Source organism: Vibrio sp. 10N.239.311.G01 (assembly GCF_041465805.1).
GTDB lineage: Bacteria > Pseudomonadota > Gammaproteobacteria > Enterobacterales > Vibrionaceae > Vibrio > Vibrio crassostreae_C.
Genome location: NZ_JBFSRM010000019.1, coordinates 48,576 through 68,025, shown reverse-complemented (window position 1 = coordinate 68,025; position 19,450 = coordinate 48,576). Strand labels below are relative to the sequence as shown.

The 19,450-nt window shown below is 44.5% G+C and carries 11 protein-coding genes and 1 pseudogene; 4 read left to right on the top strand and 8 right to left on the bottom strand.

The window, feature by feature from the left end; all coding sequences use genetic code 11:
* Positions 1 to 64: 64 nt before the first annotated feature.
* On the top strand, positions 65 to 2,056 hold the full coding sequence (gene tkt, locus AB6D06_RS15440) for a transketolase (protein WP_009845572.1): 1,992 nt from the start codon (positions 65 to 67) through the stop codon (positions 2,054 to 2,056).
* 108 nt (positions 2,057 to 2,164) lie between these two features.
* Here tkt and AB6D06_RS15435 read toward each other — a convergent pair whose 3' ends face one another.
* Both AB6D06_RS15435 and AB6D06_RS15430 read right to left on the bottom strand, forming a co-directional pair.
* Positions 2,165 to 3,727 carry a methyl-accepting chemotaxis protein gene (locus AB6D06_RS15435; protein ID WP_372110895.1) on the bottom strand — a complete coding sequence of 521 codons (1,563 nt, stop codon included), beginning with the start codon at positions 3,725 to 3,727 and terminating at the stop codon, positions 2,165 to 2,167.
* 165 nt (positions 3,728 to 3,892) lie between these two features.
* Positions 3,893 to 4,297 (bottom strand): annotated as a pseudogene (locus AB6D06_RS15430) (Lrp/AsnC family transcriptional regulator); the annotation flags it as partial.
* A gap of 409 nt (positions 4,298 to 4,706) precedes the next feature.
* Between AB6D06_RS15430 and AB6D06_RS15425 the strand changes: the two are divergent.
* Together AB6D06_RS15425 and AB6D06_RS15420 are read left to right on the top strand one after the other, a co-directional pair.
* Positions 4,707 to 5,033 (top strand): hypothetical protein, encoded by a 327-nt coding sequence (locus AB6D06_RS15425; RefSeq protein WP_017064423.1) that lies wholly within the window; start codon positions 4,707 to 4,709, stop codon positions 5,031 to 5,033.
* A 47-nt stretch (positions 5,034 to 5,080) separates the two neighbouring features.
* On the top strand, positions 5,081 to 7,837 hold the full coding sequence (locus AB6D06_RS15420) for an immune inhibitor A domain-containing protein (protein ID WP_372110891.1): 2,757 nt from the start codon (positions 5,081 to 5,083) through the stop codon (positions 7,835 to 7,837).
* A 213-nt stretch (positions 7,838 to 8,050) separates the two neighbouring features.
* Here AB6D06_RS15420 and AB6D06_RS15415 read toward each other — a convergent pair whose 3' ends face one another.
* On the bottom strand, positions 8,051 to 9,226 hold the full coding sequence (locus tag AB6D06_RS15415) for an MFS transporter (RefSeq protein ID WP_372110888.1): 1,176 nt from the start codon (positions 9,224 to 9,226) through the stop codon (positions 8,051 to 8,053).
* A 267-nt stretch (positions 9,227 to 9,493) separates the two neighbouring features.
* Here AB6D06_RS15415 and AB6D06_RS15410 point away from each other — a divergent pair, with 267 nt between their 5' ends.
* A complete protein-coding gene (locus tag AB6D06_RS15410) occupies positions 9,494 to 10,384 on the top strand; it encodes a LysR family transcriptional regulator (RefSeq protein WP_372110885.1) in 891 nt (296 codons plus the stop codon).
* A 94-nt stretch (positions 10,385 to 10,478) separates the two neighbouring features.
* On the opposite strand, the gene AB6D06_RS15405 is transcribed toward AB6D06_RS15410, so the two are convergent.
* The 5 genes from AB6D06_RS15405 to AB6D06_RS15385 form a co-directional block, all read right to left on the bottom strand.
* The gene (locus tag AB6D06_RS15405; RefSeq protein WP_372110882.1) at positions 10,479 to 15,446 is read right to left on the bottom strand and encodes an ATP-binding protein; all 4,968 of its coding nucleotides are present in this window, start codon (positions 15,444 to 15,446) and stop codon (positions 10,479 to 10,481) included.
* Positions 15,439 to 16,464 (bottom strand): HD-GYP domain-containing protein, encoded by a 1,026-nt coding sequence (locus AB6D06_RS15400; RefSeq protein WP_372110879.1) that lies wholly within the window; start codon positions 16,462 to 16,464, stop codon positions 15,439 to 15,441. The genes AB6D06_RS15405 and AB6D06_RS15400 overlap by 8 nt, the downstream gene beginning before the upstream one ends.
* A gap of 310 nt (positions 16,465 to 16,774) precedes the next feature.
* Positions 16,775 to 17,539, bottom strand: a complete 765-nt coding sequence (locus AB6D06_RS15395) for an ABC transporter ATP-binding protein (RefSeq protein WP_017061894.1) — start codon at positions 17,537 to 17,539, stop codon at positions 16,775 to 16,777.
* Positions 17,540 to 17,551: 12 nt separating this feature from the next.
* On the bottom strand, positions 17,552 to 18,502 hold the full coding sequence (locus AB6D06_RS15390; protein WP_372110875.1) for an iron chelate uptake ABC transporter family permease subunit: 951 nt from the start codon (positions 18,500 to 18,502) through the stop codon (positions 17,552 to 17,554).
* Entirely contained in the window at positions 18,495 to 19,448 is a 954-nt protein-coding gene (locus AB6D06_RS15385) for an ABC transporter permease (RefSeq protein ID WP_372110873.1), read from the bottom strand. Before AB6D06_RS15385 ends, AB6D06_RS15390 begins: the two co-directional genes overlap by 8 nt.
* Between the last annotated feature and the right edge of the window lie 2 nt (positions 19,449 to 19,450).

Below are 19,450 nucleotides of genomic sequence, written 5' to 3'. Positions count from 1 at the left end.
GGGAACGTTCAGTTCCCCTACTTTTATCAATTTTGTTTTTCTTAATTTTTATTCGGAAGTTCTTATGAATCGCAAACATCTAGCTAACGCTATTCGTGCTCTAAGCATGGACGGCGTACAACAAGCAAACTCTGGTCACCCAGGCGCACCTATGGGTATGGCAGACATCGCTGAAGTACTTTGGCGCTCTCACCTAAACCATAACCCAGCAAACCCAGAGTGGGCTGACCGCGACCGTTTTATCCTGTCTAACGGCCACGGCTCAATGCTGATTTACTCTCTGCTTCACCTAGCAGGTTACGAGCTTTCAATTGAAGATCTTAAAAACTTCCGTCAACTGCATTCTAAGACTCCAGGTCACCCAGAGTACGGCTACGCACCAGGCATCGAAACAACGACTGGTCCTCTAGGTCAAGGCATCACTAACGCTGTTGGTATGGCTATGGCAGAGAAAGCGCTAGCAGCACAGTTCAACAAAGAAGGCCACGACATCGTAGACCACTACACTTATGCATTCATGGGTGATGGCTGTCTGATGGAAGGTATTTCTCACGAAGCATGTTCTCTAGCAGGTACGCTTGGTCTTGGTAAGCTGGTTGCTTTCTGGGATGACAACGGTATCTCTATCGATGGCGAAGTTGAAGGTTGGTTCTCTGACGATACACCTAAGCGTTTCGAAGCTTACGGCTGGCACGTAATCCCAGCGGTAGATGGTCACGATTCTGACGCTATCAACGCAGCGATTGAAGCGGCTAAAGCAGACCCTCGCCCTACTCTAATCTGTACTAAAACAGTGATTGGCTTTGGTTCTCCAAACAAAGCAGGTACGCACGACTGTCACGGTGCTCCACTAGGCGCTGAAGAAATTGCAGCAACACGTAAAGAATTAGGTTGGGAGCACGGTCCTTTTGAAATTCCGTCGGAAGTTTACTCAGAGTGGGATGCGAAAGAAGCAGGCGCAGCTAAGGAAGCAGCGTGGAACGAGAAACTTGCAGCTTATGAAGCAGCATACCCTGAGCTGGCAGCTGAATTCAAACGCCGCGTAAACGGTGACCTACCAGCTGAGTGGGAAGAGAAAGCATCGGCAATCATCGCTGATCTTCAAGCTAACCCAGCAAACATCGCATCACGTAAAGCATCTCAAAATGCTCTAGAAGCGTTCGGTGCTATGCTACCTGAATTCATGGGCGGCTCGGCTGACCTTGCGCCTTCTAACCTGACTATGTGGTCTGGTTCTAAGTCTCTTGAAGCAAACGACTTCTCTGGTAACTACATCCACTACGGTGTACGTGAATTCGGTATGACGGCGATCATGAACGGTATCGCTCTGCACGGTGGTTTCGTACCATACGGCGCAACGTTCCTAATGTTCATGGAATACGCGCGTAACGCTATGCGTATGGCTGCTCTGATGAAAACTCAGAACATCCAAGTTTACACGCATGACTCTATCGGCTTAGGCGAAGATGGTCCTACTCACCAACCGGTTGAACAGATCGCTTCTCTACGTCTAACTCCAAACATGAGCACATGGCGTCCATGTGACCAAGTTGAGTCTGCTGTTGCTTGGAAACTAGCAATCGAGCGTAAAGATGGTCCTTCTGCACTTATCTTCTCTCGTCAAAACCTTGCACAACAAGATCGTGACGCTGAGCAAGTAGCAAACATCGCTAAGGGTGGTTACATCCTGAAAGATTGTGAAGGCAAGCCAGAGCTTATCCTTATCGCAACGGGTTCTGAAGTTGAGCTAGCGGTTAACGCTGCTGCTGAGCTAACGGCTGAAGGTAAGAAAGTACGCGTAGTTTCTATGCCTGCTACTGATGCGTTCGACAAACAAGACGCGCAGTACCGTGAGTCTGTACTTCCATCTGACGTAACGGCACGTATCGCTGTAGAAGCTGGCATCGCTGACTTCTGGTACAAGTACGTTGGTTTCGGTGGCAAGATCATCGGTATGACAACGTTTGGCGAATCTGCACCTGCAGGTGAGCTATTCAAGATGTTCGGTTTCACTACTGAAAACGTAGTAAACACAGCGAAAGAGCTTCTAGCTTAATCTTGAATACATTGTCTCGCCCTTCAATGGGTTGATGCATACAGAAAGCCCCGCATGAAAATGCGGGGCTTTTTTTGTCTTTTCTCTCATTCGGATTAAATCTAACGGCTATTTTTCTTCGAAACGCTTTGCCAGTTGGTAGAACTCATTGACTCGTTCTTTTAGCTCTGTGGAGTGGTCTTTCACAGAATGCGTTGCCACTAAGTTTTGTTCTGCGGTCGAGGCGATAGACTGCATATGCAGATTGACTTCACTCGACAGCTCACGTTGCTTATGAGCAGAACTTTCAACAGACTGCATGAGTTCATTCATGGATTGCATTAGGTTTTCGACTTCCGACAAGCGCTCTGCACTCACCTTCGCAACATCACCACATGCGTCCGTTTGCTTACGGTTCGCCAGAATATCTTTTTGCCACCCTTCAATCGTCGTTAGCATGGTATCGATGCTCTCTTTGATCTGAACCGTAGCCTTTGAGGTTCGACCCGACAATGCACGGACTTCGTCGGCAACAACGGCAAAGCCTCGTCCTTGCTCGCCCGCTCTCGCCGCTTCAATCGCAGCGTTCAGGGCCAACAAGTTGGTTTGTTCGGCGATTCCACCAATCTCTTCCATTATCTTGCTTACGCTCTGCGCTTGATCGCTCAGTTGGTAAGTCGTTTGAGTCGCCTTTTCAGCCTGAGAAGCTAGGCTCTCTAAGTTTTGATGAGTTTGATTAATGCTTTCTTTAGCGCCAGCACAGGTTTGCAAAGTCACATCAACAATCTGGTGCGCTTCTTCTGTGCGAGAAGAGACCTCATTGGCGGTGACTTCAACCTCTTCAGTCGCCTCTCGTACTTGAAGAATGTCTTTTGTTTGTTGATCTAAGGCTTCTGATACTTCAAATGACGTCGCATTTAGGTTGTCAGCCAAATCTTGTAACGGCTTGGCTGAGTCTGTCATGCGACCTAATACGGTGCGGATTCTTGCAGACAATAGTTTTAAGTGAAAATCGGCAATAGAGAACTGACTATTACCTGAATAAACAAGACGACTAACACTATCGAATTTAGATTGCAGCTTTTTCAACTGCAGTGGAGTATCAATCAGCTCTTGTCGGAAAAGCAGTGCTAATGCTGAAACAGGAAGTAGGCTCAACAACCATTGTGATACTTGCCCTACTTCAATGAGATTTGAAATTAACGGCGCAGCCAAAGAGCCTAGCAACACGGCGTAACGAACACTGTCACTGATCTTTAATGACCATTGGCGACCCGACTTTTCAGCCTTCAAGAGGCCTTGGTAAGCCTTATCTGCAACTTGTATCCATTCATTCTTTGGCTTAACACGAACAGATTGGTAGCCACTCACCTTACCATTGTCGTAAATTGGAGTTACATAAGCATCGACCCAGTAAAACCCACCAGATTTGGTTTTGTTTTTTACGATGCCACGCCAAGCTTTACCTTGCTTTAGGTTAACCCACATATCAGCAAAAGCGGCTTTCGGCATATCGTTATGCCTTACGATATTGTGGTGTTGCCCTAGCAATTCTTGTTGGCTGTATTCCGCTATGCGACAAAAAGCATCATTACTGTACGTAATCACGCCTTTTAAATCAGTGGTAGAGACAAGTTGTTCGTTTTCGCTGAGAAGCGTTTCACGAGATTGAGTAGATGAGCTGACAGTCATTATATTAACTTAGGTTAATTATTATTTTAGGCGAGGAATATATACAATTATTAAAGTTATGACAAAATGTGAACATCACATTTTGTGTAAATGCCTGCTATTTATACAAATATTAGCTAAGTACCTCACAAAGCTAATAACTTCACTATCTTCTCATGCCAACAGTCACGACTCATCTAAGTTTACGGCAGTGGTAAATTTCACGGTTCTCATTGAGACAGAGGTATGGAATTTACGAATATTCAGATCTTTGCGTAGTACTCGCTCCACAAAGTCTTCGTAGGCTTGAATGTCTTTGACCGTCACAATCAGCATGAAATCAAAGCTGCCTGATATCTGATAGCACTGCGTGACCTCTTCTGCCTTTGAAATAGAATGGCGAAAGATTTGGTAAATATCCCCTCGATCACGCTCCATTTCCACGGACACAACCAAAGTCATCTTACTGCCGGTCAGTTCTGGATTAATGATGGACACACCACCGACAATCACGCCCTCTTCTCTCAGCCGTTTCACTCGCTTTAAGCAAGCAGGCGGTGACAACCCGACCAGCTCTGCTATTGTTAAATTTCACGTCATTTAAACACTGAAAGTTACTCTCAATACCCTAATTATTGATATTTTGAGTAAAAATAATTTGAGCATGGGTATTTACTAATGACTCAGTTATTACATGCGTATTTTAAAACACCGATAATAAAAAATCATCTTATTAGTTAGAACCCAACGCCTTGTATAAAGCGCCCTCCAGAATAATAACCACGACCTAATCAATGTTATTAAACATCCAAACTATCAACTATTCATTCAACAAAACCCATTAAATAACTGACAATAGAATAAATAACACTCCTTATTTTATATTAACTCTAAATGTTGAAACCGGAACGAATAATTAATTGTAATAATTATCCATTTGATTGGTAAATTTTATAAATATATTTTATTACATAATCAAAACTGATGGCTTGATATAATAATGTCACACAAAACAATGGCTTTAATGGTTCTAATTTTTTCCTCACTGTCACAGGCTTCCACTATTGAGAACGACGAACTATTGCTGAAGTCATTGATAAAACAAGGTGTTATCTGTTCAGGCTTAACCTATGAGGAAAATCAAGAAGCTTTGCGTATCTATCTCAACGCTAAAAAAGTGAAGAGCACTCCGTTTGATTCAAAAAATAGAAAAGAGACAACCAATACAAAAGAGATAGAAGGTAAAAAACATACAACAAACACACGTCAGTTAAATAAGACACCACAAGAGTGTATTAGGCCAAACTCGGACAACAGATCCGAATAAGGCAAGTTGATACTGATATCGACATGGAAATATAAAAAGGAAATATAATGAAAATGATGAGAAAAACATTGTTGGCTTCAGCAATGCTTACTCTATTTAGCGTCAGTGGTTATGCAAAAACACCTATTGATTTAGGCGTAGTTAATGAAGACAAACTCATTGAAATGCTAGTTAGACAAGGCTTAGTCGACCAAGATGCAACCGATGCGGCAAAGCGCGATGCGCTTGACCGTTACTTGAAAAATAAAATCAATTCCGGTTTCAAAGGCGATGCTCAATTCGGAAAAAAAGCACTTGAGCAACGCGCAAAAATACTCAAAGCCATAGAAAAAGGGTCTGGCGTTAAAAAAGCGAGTGTCTTTGCTTTAGAAGTCGGCACCAAGCGCACCGATAAAGTACTCGCTCTATTGGTCGATTTCCCTGATTTGAACTGGGATGACAACAAGTTGACCGAAGAGCACACGCAGATGCTCTACGAGAGCTACAACCCTGAACATTATCAAGAGTTGTTGTTTTCAAATTCTGGCTACACAGGGCCAAATGGCGAAAACCTAATCTCGATGCGCCAATATTACCAAAGCGAATCAGGCGACAGTTACAGCGTTTCAGGTCAAGCGGCAGGTTGGTATCGCGCCTCTAAGCCTGCGTCATTCTATGGTGGCAACTCCCCTACCACCGACAACGACCTAAACGCCCAAGAACTGGTTCGTGAAGCGCTGAATCAACTGGCTCAAGATCCGAGTATCAACCTTGCCGATTACGACATCGAAGATCGTTACGATTACGACGGTGACGGAAATTTCCGCGAACCCGATGGTGTGATTGACCACCTGATGGTGTTTCATGCATCGGTAGGCGAAGAAGCCGGTGGTGGCGTGTTAGGCCCTGATGCGATTTGGTCTCACCGATTCAACCTTGGTCGCACTCATGTACTGGAAGGTACTTCTAGCTCGCTTCCAGATCGATTTGGTGGCCAATACGCGGCGTTCGATTACACCATTCAACCGATTGATGCGGCTGCAGGTGTTTGTGCCCACGAATATGGTCATGATTTAGGCTTACCAGACGAGTATGACACGCAATACACAGGCAGAGGCGAACCGGTTTCTTACTGGTCAATCATGTCTTCGGGCAGTTGGGCTGGTCAAATTGGTGGTACACAACCAACGGCATTCAGCTCTTGGGCAAAACACTTCCTACAGAAATCGATTGGCGGACGCTGGGTTAACGATGATCAGCTCTCGATTGATGACCTAGAAGACAATCCACAAGTGTATACGCTGTTCCAAACAACGGATAACAGTCGTCCTAACATGATCAAAGTGGATCTTCCTGAAAAGCAGATTGAAAGTCTGAAACCCTTTGAGGGCGAGTATTCATTCCACTCTCAAAAAGGCGATGATCTAAAAAACAGTATGACTCGCAAGTTGATGATCCCAGCGGGTGATTCTGCACTGCTGTCTTTCAAAACTTGGTATGAGATTGAAAAAGACTACGACTTTGCTCGCGTGCTAATCAACGGACAAGCCATTGCAGGCAACATTACCTCAATGGACGACCCATACAACACGGACCTCGTTCCTGCTATTGGCGGCGAATCTGGCGGATGGGTTAACGCTGAGTTCGACGTTTCACAATGGGCAGGACAAGAAGTTGAACTTTCATTTGAGTACATCACCGATGGCGGCTTAGCAATGGAAGGCTTCTATCTGGATAACCTCAGTGTTGTCGTTGATGGTGAAGTCACCTCAATAGACGATGGTGAAAGCAACTCCACCTTCGCCCTTAATGGTTACAAGCTGAGTAATGGATTCCATCAAGCGCAGCACTACTATCTATTGCAGTGGCGCAGCCACATGAATGTTGATGAAGGCCTAGCGAACATCAAACGCATGGGACAACTGATGTCATTCGACCCTGGCTTGATCATTTGGTACGTCGACGAATCACTAACCGACAACTGGGTAGGTAAACACCCTGGTGAAGGTTGGTTAGGCGTGGTCGATGCAGACCAAAATGCCATGGTGTGGGCAAACTCTGGTGAAGCGGCTCAAACACGCTACCAAGTTCGAGACGCAGCGTTTTCACTCAAAGATCATACTCCAATGCGTCTTGTAAACAGCGACAACGATGTACTCGAAGATACCAGTTTGGTTGGCAATGCTAGCTTCTCGGATGACCAAGATTACACATCGCCTCAAGCACCAGATTCAGGACGCATCCTGACGGAGTTTGGTTTAGCGGTCGATATTGTGAATCAGAGTGATAACAACGAATACGGTGTGGTTCGCTTATCTAAAGTAAGCCAACACAACATCGTTCCTACTGCGAACTTCGAGCTTAATGTGACTGGTCTGACTGTTTCTGCAAACAACTTCAGCTCAGACCAAGACGGTGAGATCGCCCGTTACCTATGGGACTTTGGGAACGGCACAACAAGTAACGAAGTGGCACCAACTTGGTCTTACGAGCAAGCGGGCGAATACACGGTGAACTTGACTGTTGTCGACGACAAAGGCGCTACCGATTCATTTAGATCTGTAGTGAGTGTTGAATCTCCAAACGCCCTTCCAGAAGCGAGCGCGAAGTACATTCACTTGGGCCGCTGGGTAACCATGTGGTCTACAAGTTCAGACAGCGATGGTCGTATTGTTGATACCGAGTGGACACTTCCAAATGGAAAGGTCAAACGTGGTCGCACATTCACGTCAATCTTCCCTTCATACGGAAAGCACGAGGTGACACTGAAGATAATCGATGACCAAGGTGGGATTACCACTAAGACAATTTTGGTCGACCTGTAAATCACCGCTGGCTCTGTCATGCGTATTTACAACACAAGCTTAAGTACTGTTGTCACAGGATATAAGCCACGACAGCAGTTTTAAGAAAACGTTATTATTTAAGCCGTAAGCAAAGGCCCTACCGATTTGGTAGGGCTTTTTATTGGTCGCAGTTCGAGATACTAGGGTTTTAATCACAGTAACAAATTTACTGAACCACCATTCGATGAGCCATTACACAAGCTGCTTTTGAATACGCGATTTACGAGCACTGAATGCGAACAACAAGATAACAGCTAACACGAATGGTAATACGTAGATATTGAGGTTCTGCCATCCTGCTGTCGATTCTAACCAACCAGAGAGCATCGCTGTAATCGTCACACAGCCAAAGACAATAAATTCATTAAACGCTTGTGCCTTAGCTTTATTCTGCGATTGGTAGGACTGACTAAACAAACCTGTTGCCGCGATAAACATAAAGTTCCAACCGACACCTAGCACAACCAAGGCTGCTCTGAAGTGCCAGATAGATTCGCCATGAATGTTAATCGCGATACAGACGACGAACAGAACCCCGCCTGCCAAGATCATCATTCTTGAGCCAAACTTCTCGATAAGTGAACCAGTAAAGAATGCAGGTACAAACATCCCCAACACGTGCCACTCAATCACACCCGCCGCTTTAGTAAAGTCAAAGCCACAGCCAATCATTGCCAATGGCGTTGCTGTCATCAGGATATTCATCACCGCATAAGCGACCATGGCAGCAAACACGGCACCAATAAAGTTAGGCGCTTTTACTATCACACTGAGAGGATCGGATTTAGGCGCCTGACTATTAAAAGAGACTTTGGGGAACTGAATGGTTTGTAAGATGAGTAACGCAAGAATGTTCAATCCAATCAAAGAAGCAAAAGCACCAATGTACAAGCCATCTTGCGACCACTGTTGAGACATAATCGCCAAGTTTGGCCCGAGTACCGCTGCTAGAACGCCACCAGCCATAGAGATAGATATCGCTCGATGACGGGCATTTTCATCACACACCTCGATTGCAGCAAAACGATAAAGCGTGCCAAAACCTATGCCTATCCCAAGAAGGAAAGTGGCGAAACAAAACAGATAGAAGTGTTGTTGAGACAGTGCGTATGTGGCAAGGCTAGCTCCTGTAATGCCAACCACATTACCAATGCTAAATCCTCGCTTTCTCCCTAACTTGCCTGAAATTAAAGACGCAGGAATAGTGGCTGCCATTAAACCCAAAAACTGCAGTGCAACCGGCAAGGTAATCATGCTCACACTGGGCGCAATCTGCTTGCCGATCAAGCCAATCACAGAGATCAGTAATATGTTACCCGTCATCAACAAGGCCTGACACAGTGAGAGCAGCCAAACATTTCTATTCATCTTCGTTCCTAAATATGAGCACAGTTGGTCAATAGACCAAAAATTCAACAAAGTCGCAACACTTTGTTACTCATAGCAACTCTACAAGTCGACCAATAGACCAATAGACCAATAGACCAATAGACCAATATAAAGTGTTACCAACATATGACTTTGATTAGCGTTACTTAAGACGCTAGAGTTGAAATTATCATTACTTAAGATAATAATAATTTTCTGTTATTTATTGGCTTTGTTATTTATAGGCTTTAGTATTTGAAGGTGAGTATGATCAATCCACTTTGGCTCAATACATTTAAGACTCTGGTTGAAGTTGGACATTTCACCCAAACCGCAGAAAAGTTGTACATGACACAACCAGGAGTGAGCCAGCACATCAAGAAGCTTGAACAAGCTTGCAATTGTGACCTGCTTTCTCGGGAAAATAAAAGCTTCGAGCTGACCGAACAGGGTCGGATTATGTATCGCTATGCGCTCAAGCTAGAAAAAGACCAAGAAGATTTATTCGAATCTCTGAGTTTTGACAATCCTTATGCTGGGCAATGTCATCTATCCTGTTCGGGTTCACTCTCTTTACGTCTGTATCCCAAGTTTCTTGAACTTCAGCAGCAACACCAAGATCTGAGCATTAACTTAGAAGCGGCTCCAAACAAAAAGATATTGAACGACCTAATCCAAGGTACCACCGATATCGGCATTGTTAGGCACTCCCCAAACGACAGTTACTATCAAAGCCAAGTCATTGGTAAAGAAGCACTCTGCCTCATCGTTCACAGCAGTCTGGCTCACTTAGAGATAACACCACAAGTACTGCACGACATTGGCCTTATTGCGCATCCAGATTCTGCTCACTACCTGTCTTTGTATTTCGATCTGTGTGGAGACAAGGATCTCGCGAACATCAACGTTAATGAAATACCAAGATCTGGCTACATCAATCAGCTTCACCAGATCTTGCTACCCGTATCAAAAGGATTAGGTTTTACCGTATTACCGGCTGGCGCGGTTGAACACTTCCCAGATAGAGACAAGCTACACGTTGTGCCGCCAAAGGTAGAAGTAGAGGAAACGCTGTATCTGGTTCAAAAACGAAACCGAAAACTGCCGCACCGATACGATACGGTTGTTGAGCTAATCAAACAGAACGTGAGTCGTTAGTTCGGTATAGATAGATTTAAAGCCTTTAGCTAGCTCGGTATTTCGCTATAAGAGCTAAAGGCTTTAATGTTGAAGTGATATTTATAAAAGACAACTACTCAGAAGCGCCAAGCCCCTCTTTTGCTCGTTCAAAGTCATAATTATCTAACGCACTTCGAACATCTTTGAGAACAACAGAATGTGGATACTGTGCCAGTAACTCAGTCACATATTGAGTTGCATCGTTATCATACGCATCCAGCAGTGATAGCAACTGAGCATGCTGTTCTGACGTGATGCTCGGTGAGTCAGAGGTATCAGCAAGACTCACATCGGCTACTTCAGAACTTGTCGTATTAGATCCTTTGGCACCAGGCACATCAAAGCTGATCTCAACTGCTTTAATCAGTTCAATTAACCCAAGCTCACCTTGTTTAAGATCCTCTTCATCACACGCCTTGTTATGAGCTTTGCTTTCTAAATCACTGAGTAACTCTGCCAATCGCAACCCACCAATCGAAGCTGCCATGCTTTTTAAGGTATGTAGATTACGCTCTAACGTCTCCCATTCGCCTTGTACTAAGCTATCAAAAGCATCCGACATCATGTCTGGTGATCCTTTGCAGAACCTATCAAGCATTTTGGCTTGCAGTTTCACATCATGATAAGTCAGTTGCTCAAACCTCGACTGAGAGAAAACAGGCGGTTTTATGTGAGTATCAGAGTGTAATTCCGCACTCTCATCAGAATCACCTGTCTGTATCGCATCTGAATGCGTTCTACCTTCAACTAATACCTCAGGAACAATGTATCGAGTAATCAGAGACATCGCTTTATCAATAACAATAGGCTTATCCAAGAAGTCCGTGATGCCCGACGCCCTCGCTCGTTGTTTCGCATCATCAAAAACACTGGCTGACATTGCAATAATCGGTACATCTATATCGAATTCACGAATCAAACGGGTAGCTTCAAAGCCGTCCATAATCGGCATTTGAAGATCCATGAAGATTATTTCGTAGTCGTTGTTTTTAGCTAACTCCAGCGCTTCCTTTCCGTTTTCAGCAAGATCGGCATTTAATTTAGAGCGACTGAAAAATGCTAAGGCGAGATCTTGGTTCAGCTCATTGTCTTCAACCAATAGCACTCTTTGCCCTTTGAACTCTATCTGATAATCCAGTTGCAACTCTTGAGCTTTGAAGTCGGCTAACGCATCCGAGCTTGAGCGTGGCAATGTCAGTACAAAGGAGAACTCACTGCCTTGCCCGTAAACACTCTCTACCGTAATTTGACTGCCCATCGCATGAACTAATTTCTGGCTAATGTTGAGCCCAAGCCCTGTACCGCCAAACCGACGTGTCGTTGTGGTATCCGCTTGGCTAAAGGCTTCAAACAGCTTGTGACGGTTCTCATCCGAAATGCCTATCCCGGTATCCATCACACTCACTCTCATGGTTAGGCTGCTGTCGTTCGAGTCAACATGCTCCACCGTTAACGCTACGCTGCCTTTTTCCGTAAACTTAATCGCGTTACCCACAAGGTTGAGTATGACTTGGAACAACCTCAATGGATCGCCTTGCAATGGCGTGTCTAACTCAGAGTCTATGACCATCGACAAATTGAGCTGCTTCTCAGCCGCTTTCGACTCCATCAGCTCAATCACATCTTTAAAGGTCGTTACGGGATCAAACGGGACGTTATCAATAACAAGTTGTCCAGCTTCTATCTTTGAGAAATCAAGGATGTCATTGATGATACCGAGTAACGAATGGCCAGAACGGTGCACTTTCTCAATATAATTTCGAGCGACAGGATTAGATATTTCGCCAATCGCCAGATAAGACAAGCCAATAATGGCATTCATTGGGGTTCTTATCTCATGGCTCATATTAGCTAAAAATTCCGATTTAGCTTGGCTCGCCAAATCGGCTCTCTGTTTTTCTTCTTCCAATTGTTCGTTAAGGCGCTTCATTTCTGAAATATCGAATGCCCAAAATAGTGTGGCGACTTCCCCATCAATCTCAAAAAGATAGTAACTGACCAAAGCAACAAATCGGGTTCCATCAGACTTTCTGAGTACCAACTCCCTATTTTCAACTTTACCGTTAAGGTCGAGCTCTTTATGCACGCCATCACGAACGCTCAGCGAGTCATGGATAGCGGCAACGTCGATAGAAGACAACGCCTGATCTTCCACGCCAAACAAACGTTTTGCCGTATCGTTCGCGTAACGAACCTCTTCTTCAAATACCACACTAGCTGCAATTGGAGAGCTATTTAGCATGTTGTAGAGTTGGTTCTGCGCCTTTTCCAGAGCTTCGGTCGCTTCCTTAGCAATACTGATCTGCTTCGCTAATTTACGATTCCAGAAAATAATAAGAAGAAGGATCACCAGAGAAAAAACCGAAATGGTGTAAACCAATTGATAATCAACTCTTTCTATCGCTTTGGGTGCAGCCCATTTTGCAGAGATCTTCTGGTGTTCTTCAGCTGAGATACTGCCTATCGCTTTGTTCACAATAGACAACAGCAAAGGTTCAGATTTGATGACATGCAGAGTTGGCGACAGGAAGAAGTCTAATCGACCGATGATGCCAATTCCTCGATAGCCAAATGAGTCGATTAAGTAATTTAAGACGTCAACGGTATCAATCATCGCATCAAACTCACCCGATTCGACGAGCTCTAATCCATCATTAGTCGATGACACCATCGACCAATTGATCTCAGGGTAACTATCCACAATAGCTTCTGTGTTGGCTCCCCCTTCTAAAATACCTATTTTCCAACCTGCAGCTTCTTCTAAGACAAGGCTGTTCACATCTCGTCTTGAGGCAATAGCCAAACGACTAGAAAATAACGGCTTACCCGCCTTCACGCCCTCGCCAAGCGAACGATTCTCCACAGCGGCCGACACAAGGTGCACTTTTCTATGGTCAACGAGTCGTCGAGTCTCCTGCCAACTGCCGACATCAACATGTTCCAAGCGTAAACCTGTTTTCTGCTCGATCAGCTTTAGGTAATCATCGATCATGCCGATGTATTCCCCTTTGCTCGATACGGCTTCATAAGGCAAAGAGTTAGGATCAATACCGATTTTCAATACTGGATGAGATTTTATCCACTGACGTTCATTTTGACTAAGATTAAGAAGTTCACCGGCTAAACTGTTCGATTGATAAACATCTGAAATATAACGTTTTGCACCATCTCCGAATGAATCAAACTGCTCAATGGCAGGGAAATAAACATAACTTCCTTCCACGGAATCCACATCGAAATAGAACGTCATAAACCCAGCATTGGTGCTGCCCGTCTGCGTTTTATAGCCAACGCCTTTCGTTACGGATGACAATTTAGAGGTGTTTTTCTTGTCCAATGATGGCGTTGATACATCTCCTAGGAACCAAGATTCAAGCGGTCGCTTATTATTATCAGCCAGTGCCGAAATAACCATGAAAGTATTATCTGCATCAAATATGTCAAAAATCTTAGGCAATTCGTCAAAGCGATCATTAACAATAAAGTACGCTGAGATTTGAGCAATAATATCGGCCTTCTTCAGAACCGGAGTCAGGTCGTTCTTAATTTGTCTTCTAAGAATTGGCTCAAACTCCCCGTCTTCCCTTTTCAGGTTTGCCAATGCGGCATTGAAGCGGTCTCTTAGCTCAGCCCCCCTGAAATCCACGTAGATGGGATAACTGACTTTATAATCTTCATGGATCTGAATCTCGCGCATTTCAATAAACCGGGTATTGGTGACAAACCAGGTTAATACGCGCCTTTCTACCATCAGGAGATCAACATTTTGAGCTCTCAGTTGGGAAAACGCCGACTCTAAGCTGTCGAGATCATCTATCCGATCAATGCTCAATTGGCTTTCCAACACTTCTACGGAGTTTTTAATCGGCGATGTTTCATCGAACAACAATGCACCTAAGGACAAATTTTTTGCCGACTTCAAATCCAGCTTACGCCTCTTTAATGACACTGGCACAAAATCAACATCCATCACCTTGTCACTGACAAAGTGCAATGAAGAGTCATCAAGTTGAACGCCAGAAACAAATGATATTGAGTTGTTGTTATCGATAGCTTGACGAGCTGCAGTACGAGGCAAAGTGACAACGTCACCCAGTCGATACCCCATATCGTTCAATGCCCTTTGCATAATGTCATGCTCTAAGCCAACAGAAGTACTGTCTGGATACATGTAAGGCGGGTTGCCGAATCCAAATACACCTTTAATGGGAGAGCGATAAGGCGAGTCATCTAACCATTTAGATAAAATGCGGTTCTTTTTACTGATATCAAACGTTGCAATCTGTTGATTCAATAAGTTAAGCAGCTCATTGTCGTTTGAACGAATAACCATGGCTGCTTTGATGTTCTTCCAGCGATCAAGTACATGGTTGACCGCTAAATTCTCGACTCCGCTTTTATGAGCAAGATCCATGGTGGTTACAGGTTCAGCCAGTAAGCCATCAACCGACCCATCTTCTAATGCACGAATAGCATCAATGGCCGTATCGAATTCAACTCTCTCAATCGAACTAAGCTGCACGCCAGATCGCTTTAGGTCGATGCTTTCTCGAACCATGGCAATTCGCCTTTTGGCCTCTTGCTCTATTTTATTATTGAGATGATCTTCGGTAGGAAGAATGACGGCAATTTGGTACGAGATATAAGGATCAGTTTGAAGGAAACGTCCTCCTTCGCTGGGATCAAACTGTTGAAACGGAAACACATCGCCTTTCCCGTCTAACAAAGCTTGCTTTGCTTCAGCATGAGAATCTACGCTGATGAAGTTGGTTTTTACGTTGAAACGCTCTTCAAGATCGTAAGCCCAATCTCGAATAATCCCGTCGACTTTTCCGTCATCACCAATAAATGAGTAAGGATAATGACTGGATAGTGTAACAAACGTGATTTCACGATCAGGATCTTGCCATAGGTTTGGTTGTTGATCCGGAGCAGCCTCAGCGTTAACGCTAGCGGCACGAACAACGAATACAACAAACAAAATTATGGCGATGACATAACGCTTACCCCACTTACCCCACATCTGCCAGAGGTCACTCATCTTTGAACTTCTCTTTAATCTCTAGAATCTCTGGCAATTTAATGAAAAACAGATCAACGATAGTCGGGTCAAAATGCTTACCTTTCTGCTCAGTGATTAAAGCCAAAGCATCTTCGACACTCCAAGCTTTTTTATAAGGGCGTTCTGCCGTTAGAGCATCAAACACATCAGCCACAGCAGCAATTCTGCCAACCAGTGGGATATCTTCCCCTGCCACTTGACTCGGGTAACCAGAGCCGTCCCATTTCTCATGGTGATACTGCGCCACTTGAATCGCCATGCGCATCAGTTTTGAATCACTTTGCTGCCCTAAAATCTCCACACCATACTCGACGTGCTTCTGCATGATCGCCCACTCTTCCGCATCGAGTTTTCCGGGCTTAAGCAACACGTTATCAGGGATACCTATCTTACCAATATCGTGCATTGGCGCCGCGTCACGGAGCGTCTCGGCATCTTCGTCAGTCATTCCCAAGGCTTTAGCTAGCACTTCACAGTAGTGACTCATACGCTTAACGTGCATGCCTGTTTCATTGTCTTTAAATTCAGCAGCTCTACCCAGTATGTTCAGTGTTTCTAGCTTACCGAGATTGATCTCTTGAGTTTTCTCTTTTACCTGACTAAACAACGCGCGTTGTTGGTCATAAAGTGCGATATGCGTTTTCACACGCTGGAGTGCAATTGCAGGGGTTATCGGCTTGGTTAGGTAATCGACAGCCCCCAAGGAGAGCCCTTTTACTTCGGCATCTGGACCAATTGTGGCGGTCACGAAAATGATAGGAATGTGAGCCGTATTCGGCTGAGCTTTAAGTTGGCGGCACACCTCGTAACCATCGATGTCAGGCATCATGATATCAAGGAGGATAAGGTCTGGCTGCGGCACCATCTTCGCAATTTTGATACCAATTGTGCCGTTAATCGCTACTTTCACTTGATAAGTATCTTTGAGTATTGCCGTTAACACATCCAAGTTACTTGGGGTGTCATCCACGACTAACACTATAGGTTTCCGACTCATTGATACCTCGTATACAAATCAAACAGTTATAACCCTAGTGTAGAACGGTTTCCATAGGTTAAGTAGAAAAAAAAGCAATTGATTTTCAAAAATGAAGAGTAGATCTGTGAGTGACTTCAAACTGGCGTTATTAGAAGTACGACCAGTCAATATTACGTCAGTTAAGTTATTATTATACAAGGGGAATTACCTTTGCATTGCAACATTTCACTAACAACACAGATACTATCCGAAAACAAAAAGAGCTCCTCATATGGGAGCTCTTTTCGTTCAACGGCTAGAAAGCAAAACAACCGAGTTATTCAGTAATCTAACGACCAGAATAATACATACAGATTCGAACACCATCGAACTCACGAATCTCAAATGGGATCTCGTAGATAGACTCCATCACTGATTTTTCAACCACTTCCGAAACCTTACCCGACTTAACCACTTTGCCTTTCTTCATCGCAACAATGTTATCTGAGTAACAAGAAGCGAAGTTGATGTCATGAATCACGATAACGACCGCTTTATTGAACTCATGCGCTAAACGACGCAACGTCTGCATAATTTCGACCGAGTGTTTAATATCAAGATTGTTCAGAGGCTCATCTAAGAACACATAATCCGTATCTTGCGCCACAACCATCGCGATAAACGCCATTTGACGCTGACCGCCACTCAACTCATCAAGGTATTTGTTTTGGATGTCAGTAATGCCAAGGTGTTCTAGTGCTGTATCGACGATTTTATGATCTTCGTCTTTCAAGCGACCTTGAGAGTGTGGGAAGCGACCAAAACAGACCAACTCACGAATCGTAAATCGCATATTGATGTTGTTTGATTGTCTTAACACGGCAAGGTGCTTAGCTAGCTCTTTGGTATCCCACTCAGCCAGTAACTTATCGCCAATGACCACTTCACCTGCGTCACTGTCGGTTAAGCGACTCGCCATTGAAAGCAGTGTACTTTTACCCGCACCATTTGGGCCAATGATAGAAGTCACTTCGCCTTTCGGGAACATAGCACTGGCATCATCAACCACGAGTGACTTGCCATACTTCTTACTTAAACCTGTTAATTTAATCACTACTTACTACCTTTACTGAATTCTGGTGCGTAACAACAAGAACATAAAATACAAACCGCCGACCAAGTTAATAATCACACTCACAGTGGTTTCAAACGCCATCACTTTTTCGATAAACCATTGGCCAGAAACCAATAGCACGATCGCTAATAAGCTGCTTGCGATGATAAGCACACGATGCTGATAAGATCGGAATATCTGGCGAGCTAAGCTCACGGTGATCAAGCCAAAGAACAGCACAGGGCCAACCAGAGCCGTAGACACCGCGACCATCACTGACACAATCACCAAGGTAATCTGAGTCAATCGCTTGGTGTTCACACCCAGGCTTGTCGCGTTATCAACACCAAGCCAAAGTACATCAAGCTTAGGCGCCAACAACCAAAGGCCAAGCAAGCTCAAACCCAAAGGAATAAGGCTGAGGTAAACCAACTCGCCTTTCACGTTATTGAAACTTGCGAACATCACATTCTGCAGCACCGCGAACTCGTTCGGGTCAATCAACATCGCCAAGAAGTTAGACAAACTCGAGAATACGCTGCCACATACGATGCCTATCAACAGCAGTGTGAATACGTTGTTTCGCTTGCTCTTAAAGTAGAAATGGAACAGAGCAAACGAGAACAAGATCATCACAGTCACAGACATCGAAAAGTTTGCGATCGAGTCAATCACCCAGAAGCTAGCACTGCCAAACACAAACAGAAGTACCGTTTGTACCAGCATATACAAGCTGTCAAAGCCCAAGATGGATGGGGTTAGAATTCGGTTATTAGTAATGGTTTGGAAAACCAATGACGACGCCGAGATCGCTACCGCCGCCAACACAATCGACAGCAGTTTTGGTAGTCGCAGAGACAAGAAGAACTCGTAGTTATCCCACGTAAGTCCTTGCCCCACAAATACTGCTGCCATCCCCAAAGACGCGATAGCCAGAATCGCAATTTTTACTGAATCACGCATTCGACTTGTCTCTCATGATTAGGTAGATAAAAATCAAGCCGCCAAAGACACTGATTACCATCGAGATTGGAATCTCATAAGGGAAGATAATGACTCTCGCTAATAAGTCGCAGGCCAATACCAAGATCACGCCCCAGTAGGCAGTCCAAGGCAGAATTTTCTTCATGTTATCGCCCATCATCAACGACACGATATTCGGCACGATAAGGCCAAGGAATGGGATAACACCGACTATCATCACCACAGAAGAAGCACAGATAGCGACCAACGCAACACCAATGAAAACGATCTTCTGGTAATTCAAGCCGATGTTTTTCGCGAAGCTCTCACCGATGCTCGCCGCACTGAACTGGCTCGCGAAGTAATAAGCCAGCACACAAGCAGGAACCGCGAGATAAAGGATTTCATAGCTGCCCTGCAACACGCTCGCAAAGTTCGCCATAGTCCATGCCGACATGGTTTGTACTAAGTCGTACTTATAAGCAATAAAGGTTGTTAGAGACGAAACAACGTTGCCATACATAATGCCAATCAAAGGCACCAATACCGCGTTCTTAAACTTGAGGTGTTGTAGGAAGCGAACCAATAGCATGGTGCCAAACACTGCAAACGCGAAGATAAAGCCTAAGTAGCTCCATTGCGCAGCATTGCCTAGTACTAGAATGCCGACAATGTAACCCAACATCGCACAGTCAATGGTGCCCATCGTCGAAGGCGCGGCAAACTTGTTCTGTACGATTTGCTGCATGATCAAGCCAGAAACACTCAATCCCGCTCCGGCAAGCACGATCGCGAGTAGTCGAGGAATCCGACTAACAATATAAATAGAATTGGCGTGTTGGTTGCCATTGAAGAAGTCACTAAAACTGATTTCAGCGACTCCAATCATCAATGACGCAACGCATAACACAACAAGAAATACAGCAGCTGCAATGGGTTTCAACATAG